General features: G+C 77.2%; 7 protein-coding genes. 4 read left to right on the top strand and 3 right to left on the bottom strand.

The annotated features are described in order from the left end of the window. Positions 1 to 121 precede the first annotated feature (121 nt). Together ACFVXN_RS12555 and ACFVXN_RS12560 are read right to left on the bottom strand one after the other, a co-directional pair. The gene (locus ACFVXN_RS12555) at positions 122 to 805 is read right to left on the bottom strand and encodes a response regulator (protein ID WP_389232642.1); all 684 of its coding nucleotides are present in this window, start codon (positions 803 to 805) and stop codon (positions 122 to 124) included. Then, entirely contained in the window at positions 793 to 2,031 is a 1,239-nt protein-coding gene (locus ACFVXN_RS12560) for a sensor histidine kinase (protein ID WP_389232647.1), read from the bottom strand. Before ACFVXN_RS12560 ends, ACFVXN_RS12555 begins: the two co-directional genes overlap by 13 nt. A 152-nt stretch (positions 2,032 to 2,183) precedes the next feature. Here ACFVXN_RS12560 and ACFVXN_RS12565 point away from each other — a divergent pair, with 152 nt between their 5' ends. Together ACFVXN_RS12565 and ACFVXN_RS12570 are read left to right on the top strand one after the other, a co-directional pair. Then, entirely contained in the window at positions 2,184 to 3,083 is a 900-nt protein-coding gene (locus tag ACFVXN_RS12565; protein WP_389232650.1) for an ATP-binding cassette domain-containing protein, read from the top strand. Beyond that, a complete protein-coding gene (locus ACFVXN_RS12570) occupies positions 3,080 to 3,862 on the top strand; it encodes an ABC transporter permease (RefSeq protein WP_389232652.1) in 783 nt (260 codons plus the stop codon). The genes ACFVXN_RS12565 and ACFVXN_RS12570 overlap by 4 nt, the downstream gene beginning before the upstream one ends. Positions 3,863 to 3,880: 18 nt before the next feature. Here ACFVXN_RS12570 and ACFVXN_RS12575 read toward each other — a convergent pair whose 3' ends face one another. Continuing rightward, a complete protein-coding gene (locus ACFVXN_RS12575) occupies positions 3,881 to 5,101 on the bottom strand; it encodes an EAL domain-containing protein (RefSeq protein ID WP_389232654.1) in 1,221 nt (406 codons plus the stop codon). Positions 5,102 to 5,279: 178 nt separating this feature from the next. Between ACFVXN_RS12575 and ACFVXN_RS12580 the strand changes: the two genes are divergently transcribed. Beyond that, the gene (locus ACFVXN_RS12580; protein WP_389232657.1) at positions 5,280 to 5,750 is read left to right on the top strand and encodes an OsmC family protein; all 471 of its coding nucleotides are present in this window, start codon (positions 5,280 to 5,282) and stop codon (positions 5,748 to 5,750) included. Continuing rightward, the gene (locus tag ACFVXN_RS12585) at positions 5,750 to 6,526 is read left to right on the top strand and encodes a hypothetical protein (RefSeq protein WP_389232660.1); all 777 of its coding nucleotides are present in this window, start codon (positions 5,750 to 5,752) and stop codon (positions 6,524 to 6,526) included. Before ACFVXN_RS12580 ends, ACFVXN_RS12585 begins: the two co-directional genes overlap by 1 nt. The last annotated feature ends 155 nt before the right edge of the window (positions 6,527 to 6,681 follow it).

The raw sequence follows: 6,681 nt of genomic DNA on the forward strand, positions 1-6,681 counted from the left end.
GGCCCGCGCGACCCCGCCGCGGCCCGCGCGCTGGCGGCGGCGCTCGCCGGGCGCGAGCGCGCGACCGACCGCGCCCTCGCCGCGCGCGCCGGTCTGGGGGTCTGAGGGGTCTGAGCGGCCCTCAGCCCAGCCCGGCGTCGTGCACGAGCCGGGCGATCTGCACCCGGTTGGTCACCCCGAGCTTCGCGAACAGGTGCGCGACGTGCGTCTTGACCGTCGCGAGCCCGAGGTACAGCCGCTCGGCGATCTCCTGGTTCGACAGCCCCTCGGCGACGGCGACCGCGACGTCCCGCTCACGCGGGGTCAGCGGCTCGAGCGCGCGCAGGGCGTCCGCGCGGCGGTCCTCGTCCTCGGGCCTGGTCACCGACGCGATCAGCTGGGCGGTCACCGTCGGCGACAGGATCGGCTCCCCCGCCGCCACCCGGAAGATGCCGTCGACCAGCTGCGCCGGTGGGGTGTCCTTCAGCAGGAACCCCGCGGCGCCCTCGCGCAGGGCCCGCAGCACCAGCTCGTCGGCGTCGAACGTCGTCAGCACGATCACCCGCGCCGCCGAGCCCGCCGCGACGAGCGTGCGCAGCGCCGTGAGGCCGTCGACCCGGGGCATCCGGACGTCCATCAGGACGACGTCGGGCCGCAGCCGCGTCACGGTGTCGACGGCCTCCGCGCCGTCGGCGCACTCGGCGACCACGTCGATCCGGGGGTCGCCCCCGAGGATCATCCGCAGGCTCGCGCGCACCAGCGCGTCGTCGTCGACGACCACCAGACGCACCACGTCGGGGGCCCCGTCCGGGGTCAGCTCGGCCACGGGAGCCACACTCTCACGGCGAACCAGCCGCCGGTCTCGGGCCCGTGCTCGAGCGCGCCGCCCAGCAGCTCGGCACGCTCGGTCGCACCGACCAGGCCCAGGCCGGCGCCCGGGACCGCGCTGACCGGCGTGCCGCCCGCGACGCGGTTGCGGGCCTCGATCGCCAGCCGCTCCCCCGGCGCCCCGGCGAGGCGCACCCGGACGTCCTGGCCCGGCGCGTGCTTGCGGGCGTTCGTCAGCGCCTCCTGGAGGATCCGGAACGCGGTCCGCGACGCGGTGACGGGCACGGCCGCGAGCGCCGCACGGTCCCCGCCGGGCAGCCCGGTCACGTCGAGGTGCACGGCGCCGCCGGCCTCGACCGCGTCGGCCAGCAGCGCGGGCAGCTCCGCGAGCGTCGGCTGCGGGGCCTCCCGCTCGGTGGGCACCGCGTCGGTGTCCGCGCGCAGCACCCCGAGGACCTCGCGCAGCTCGCCGAGGGCCCGGTGCGCGCTGTCGCGGATGGTCTCGGCCGACGCGGTGATCTGCTCGCGGGTGAGGTCCTCGCGGTAGGCGAGCCCGCCGGCCTGCATCGCCACCAGGGAGATCCGGTGCGCGAGGACGTCGTGCATCTCGCGGGCGATCCGGGTGCGCTCCGCCTGCCGGGCCTGGTCGGCCCGCGACTCCTGGGCGCGCTCGGCGTCCTCGGCGCGCTGCCGCAGCGACGCCAGCAGCTCCCGGCGCGCGCCGACGTAGGAGCCCGTCGCGATCAGCAGGCCGACCATCAGCGCGCTGAGCGCGAGCGCGACCGTCAGCAGCCACGGGCCCTGGCCCCACGTCGAGGTGCCCTGGTAGCCGAGCTCGTAGACCACCGACGCCAGCACCCACACCGCCGCGACCGGCAGGGTCTCGCGCCAGCGCCGCCGGGTCGCGAGCGACACCATCGCGAGCATCGCCGGTCCGGCCGCGAACGCCGACGCCGCCGTGAGCAGCGCGGTCACCCCGGCGACGACCACCGGGTACCGGCGCCGCAGCGGCAGCAGGGCCGTCGCCACGACGCCGAGCACCAGGTCGAGCAGCACCATCGCACCCGCCCGGCCGGCGTGGGCGGGATCGGAGTTCGAGGCGACGTCCGCGGTGACGAACAGCCACAGCACCACGCCGATGCCGACCGCGAGCAGGTAGCGCCAGGTGCGCGACCACGGGCCGAGGCGCGGCGGCGCGGCGACAGGAGGGGCGGGACGGGGCACGGCTCGAGCCTAGGCGCGAGCCCGTCGACGCCGGATCGGCCGCCGGGCTGGACCGGCTCCGCCCAAAGGTGGACGGCCGCACCCACCCGCGCCGACCACCCCGAGCCCGTCGACCGACGCGACGGCGGGGCCCACGCGCCGACGCTGGACGCATGATCGAGATCAGCCACCTGACGAAGCGCTACGGATCGACGACCGTGCTCGACGACGTGTCGTTCACCGCCCACGCCGGCCGCGTCACCGGGTTCCTCGGACCGAACGGCGCCGGCAAGTCCACGACCATGCGGGTGCTGTGCGGCCTCGGCGCCGCGGACTCCGGGACGGCCACCGTCGCCGGCTCCCGGCTCCGGGACCTGCCGAACCCCGGCCGCACCGTCGGCGTGCTCCTCGACGCCTCCGCGCAGCACGCCGGTCGCTCCGGCCGCGAGGTGCTGACGCTGTCGTCCCGCCTGATGGGCCTGCCCGACGCGCGGGTCGCGACGTGCCTGGACCTGGTCGGGCTGACCGCCGCCGAGGCGGACGCCCGCACCCGCACCTACTCGCTGGGGATGCGGCAGCGGCTCGGCCTGGCGCACGCGCTGCTAGGCGAGCCCCGGGTGCTGGTGCTCGACGAGCCCGCCAACGGCCTCGACCCGGCCGGCATCCGGTGGATGCGCGACCTGCTGCGGTCGTTCGCGGACGCCGGCGGCACGGTGCTGCTGTCGTCCCACCTGCTGCGCGAGGTCGAGGCGGTGGCCGACGACCTGGTGCTGATCGGCCGCGGCCGGATCCTCGCCGCCGGCGCGACCACCGACCTGCTCGCCGCCCCCGGCACCGAGGTGCGCAGCCTCGACGACGCGGCCCTCACGCGGGCGCTGCTCGCCGCCGGGCACGAGGTGCGCCCCCTCGACGACGGCGGCCTCGGCACGCCCGCCGACGCGGAGTCCGTGGGCCGCGTCGCGCTGGACGCTCGCGTCGTGCTGCTCGACCTGCGGCCCACCCGGTCCGCGGGCATCGAGGACCTGTTCTTCACCCTGACCGCCGGGACCGCCCGCGAGGAGACCGCCGCATGACCGCCCTGACCGCTCCCGCCCCGACCACCCCCGCCGCCCGCGCCGGCATCCCGTGGCTGCGCCTGGTGCGCGTCGAGCTCCGCAAGCAGCTCGACACCCGCGCCGGCCGCTGGCTGCTCGCGCTGATCGTCGTCGTCGACGTCGCGCTGATGTCCCTGCTGCTGTGGGCCGCCGAGCCGGGGACGCTCGGCTGGTCCGGGCTGACCGAGGCCGCGAGCGCCGGCCAGCTGATGCTGCTGCCGCTGATCGGCGTGCTCGCCGCGACGTCCGAGTGGTCGCAGCGGACCGCGCTCACCACGTTCGTCCTGGAGCCGCGGCGCACCCGGGTGCACGGCGCGAAGGCCGCCGCCGGCGCCGTGCTCGCCGTCGCGGTGATGGTCGCGACCGTCGCCGTGGCCGCGCTCGCGAACCTCGTCGGCGGGGTGCTGCGGGACGGCCCCGGGCCGTGGTCGCTGGACGCCGCGCTGGTCGGCGGCAACGCCCTCGGGCTGCTGCTGCTGGTGCTCCAGGGCCTCGGGTTCGGCCTCGCGCTGCTGTCCACGCCCGCGGCGATCGTCGCCTACCTCGCGCTGCCGACCGTGTGGACGCTGGTCGGGTCGCTGGTGCCCGCCCTGGAGACCGCCGCGCGCTGGCTCGACATGTCCGGGCCCCTCGCCCGGCTGATGTCCGGCCAGCTCACCGGGGACGGCTGGGCGCACCTGGCGACGTCGACGGCGCTGTGGGTCGGGGTGCCGCTGGCGGTCGGGCTGTGGCGGACGGCGCGGCGCGAGGTGTCCTGAGCCTGCGCCCGGGGCGGCTCAGGTCCGGTGGAACGGGCCCGCGCCCAGCGCGGCCTCCCACGGCCCGGGCCGCCCCAGCAGGTACCCCTGCCCGAACTCGACGCCCAGCCCCAGGAGGGTGTCGCGCTCCTGCGGGGTCTCGATGCCCTCGGCGACCAGCCACGCGCCCATCGACCCGGCGAAGTCCACGACCGCGTGCGCCAGCGCCTGCCGCACCGGGTCGGCGTCGATCCCGCGCACCAGGTCCAGATCCAGCTTGAGGGCGGTCGGCCGCAGCTGCAGCACGTGCCGCAGGCTCGCGTACCCGGCACCGACGTCGTCGACCACGACCTGCAGCCCCGCGTCCCGCAGCCGGTCGGTCACCGCGACCAGCGCCCCGTAGTCCGGCACCGGCGTGTGCTCGGTGAGCTCGACGCCCACGGACCGGCCGCACGGCAGCAGCAGCTCCGCCGCCCGCGGGTCGAGCACCGCCTCGGCCGACAGGTTCACGGACATCCGCACGTCGGCGGGCAGCCGCGGCACCTGGGTCAGCGCGCGCTCGGCGGCCAGCAGCTCGAGCTCGACGGAGCAGCCCGCCGCCGACGCCGCCGCGAACGCGTGCACCGGCGTCGGGAACCGGTCCGGGTCGAACCGGGACAGCGCCTCGACCGCCACCACCGTGCCCGACGCCAGGTGCTCCACCCGCTGGAACACGGTGCGCACGGCCCGCTCGGCGAGCACCGACCGGACCCAGCGCACCCGGTCGGACACCGCCGGCCGGTACGGCAGGTGCCGCACCCCGAGCCGGTCCTCGACCAGCGCCGCCGCGAGGCCCATCACCCGCAGGGCGTCCTCGTCGAGCAGCGGGTCCGAGCCGCGGGCCAGGCAGCACAGCATCCCGACGGGCTCGCCGTCGGCCCCCCGCAGCGGGGCACCGACGTACGACCCGATCCCCATCTCGGCGGTCGCGGAGAGCTCCCGCGTCACCGGGTGCGTGCGGGCGTCCGGGACCACCCCGGGCAGCAGCCCGTCGAGCACCCGCACGCAGTAGGTGTCGTCGAGGTCGCGCTCGTCGCCGACGGCCATCTGCATCGGGCCCGTCTCGGCGCTCGTCGCGAGCACGACCTCCGCGGACTGGGTCAGCCCCGACAGCACCGCGATGTCCATCGCCAGGTGCTCCCGCACGCGGTCGAGGATCTGCTGCACCCCCGGGTCGTCGGCGGCGCGCGCGACGGTGAGCGGTCCACGGTCCTCGGTCACGCTCATCCGGCCCCCCGGCCTCAGGTCAGCTCGACCCGGCCCAGCGTGCCCCACGCCCCGCGGCGCGGCCAGTGCTGGACGCCGCCGTTCCCCCGCCCGGCCCACGGCGGGGTGCCCGCACGCGGGTGACGCGTCCCCGCGACGGGTGGCGGCGCCCGCCGCGTGACAGGATCGGCGCATGGAGAGCCCGACCACCGCCGCGGCCACGCAGCCCGGCACCCCCGCGCCCCGCCCCGCCGCCGACCGCCTCTGGGTCGAGCGCACCGGCACCCGCACCTACACCGGCCGCAACACCCGCGGCGCCGAGGTCGCGATCGGCCCCACGGAGGCGGGCGCCGTGTTCACCCCCGGCGAGCTGCTGAAGATCGCGCTGGCCGGCTGCTCCGGGATGAGCGCCGACCACGCCCTGGCCCACCGGCTCGGCGACGACGTCGCGGTGACCGTCGAGGTCGAGGGCGCGAACCTCACCGCCGAGGACCGCTACCCCGAGCTGCACGAGCGCATGGTCGTCGACCTGTCCGGCCTGGACGAGGCCACCAAGGAGCGGCTGCTGCGCGTCGTGCACCGCGCCGTCGACGAGCACTGCACGGTCGGCAACACCCTGAAGGCCGGCGCGACCGTCGAGCTCGACGTCGTGGACGCCTCCTGATGGCCCTGCGCCGGACCCCCGTCGTCGACGCGGCGCTCGACCGCGCGGTGACGATCCCGTCGGCGACGATCCACGCGCACGTCGACGCGATCCGCCGCAAGAACCCCGAGGCCACCCCCCAGGAGGTCGTCGAGCTGCTGGAGCGCGAGTTCCTGCTGGTCGTGCAGAGCACCGGCGGCGCGGTCGGCGCGGCGGCGGCGGCCCCGGCCGTGGGCACCGGCGTCGCGATGGCGCTGACCGTCGGCGACGTCGCGACGTTCTTCGGGGCGTCCGCGGCCTTCGCCCTGGCCGTCGCGAGCGTGCACGGCATCGACGTCCAGGACTCCGAGCGCCGCCGCGCGCTGCTGCTCGCCACGATCCTCGGCGAGAGCGGCGCGAAGGCGATCTCCGACGCCGGGCTGCTGACCGGCCTGCGCAGCGTCAACGTCGCCCGGGCGCTGCTGACCCGGATGCCGACCGGCACGATCCGCCGCGTGAACGCCCGGCTGACCCGGCAGCTGTTCCGCAAGCAGCTCGCCCGGCAGAGCGGGCTGGCGTTCGGGCGGCTGATGCCGTTCGGCGTCGGCGCGGTCATCGGCGTCACCGGGGCCCGCGCGCTCGGCCGCACCGTGATCGACGGTGCGCACGTCGCGTTCGGCCCGGCACCCGCGGCGTTCGTGGACCGGGTGCTCGTCGTCGAGACCGGCGCCGAGCCGCGCCTGCTCACCGAGGGCACCGGCACCCACCCGGCCGCCGCGCCCCCGCGCCGCCGCCTCCTGGGCCGCCGTCCGCGCTGACGCAGACGCTCCTGCACCCCTGCACCCCTCCATCACCCGACGAGAGGTCACGACACGCTGGCCCGGACCGCTGTGCGCCAGCGTGTCGTGACCTCTCGCCCCCCCCCCCGGCGGGGGGTGGGGGTGGGGGGGGGGCAGCACGGCGCCGGGTTAAA

The sequence above is a fragment of the Cellulomonas sp. NPDC058312 genome (assembly GCF_042880135.1).
In the GTDB taxonomy this organism is placed as follows: Bacteria; Actinomycetota; Actinomycetes; order Actinomycetales; family Cellulomonadaceae; genus Cellulomonas.